Genomic DNA, 563 nt, shown 5'->3' on the forward strand with positions numbered 1-563 from the left:
AAAGTTCTTAATGACATCACTGTTGACGAGTGGGCCATCATCATTGGTGGTGACTCTCACACAAGAATGTCCAAAGGAGTAGCTTTCGGAGCAGACTCAGGAACTGTGGCTCTTGCTTTGGCTACAGGTGAAGCATCAATGCCAATTCCGGAATCTGTAAAAGTGACCTTCAAAGGAAACATGAAAGAACACATGGATTTCCGTGATGTGGTTCATGCAACACAGGCTCAGATGTTGAAGCAGTTTGGAGGAGAAAACGTATTCCAGGGTAGAATCATTGAGGTTCACATCGGAACACTTCCTGCTGATCAGGCATTTACATTTACAGACTGGACTGCTGAGATGAAAGCAAAAGCTTCTATCAACATTTCTGAAGATAATACTTTGATCGAATCACTGGAAATTGCAAAAGGCAGAATCCAGATCATGATCGATAAGGGTATGGATAACCACAATAAAGTTCTTCAGGGATTAATTGACAAAGCAAATAAGAGAATTGAAGAGATCAGATCAGGAGAAAAACCTGCTTTAACTCCGGATTCAAATGCTAAATATTACGCTGA

At 41.0% G+C, this 563-nt stretch carries 1 protein-coding gene; it reads left to right on the forward strand.

Annotated elements, in window-relative coordinates:
* Positions 1 to 563, forward strand: a 563-nt coding sequence (locus GB932_RS22025; protein WP_197517205.1) for an aconitase family protein, incomplete at both ends; no start/stop codon positions are given.

The organism is Microbacterium karelineae, from assembly GCF_009745985.1.
In the GTDB taxonomy this organism is placed as follows: domain Bacteria; phylum Actinomycetota; class Actinomycetes; order Actinomycetales; family Microbacteriaceae; genus Microbacterium; species Microbacterium karelineae.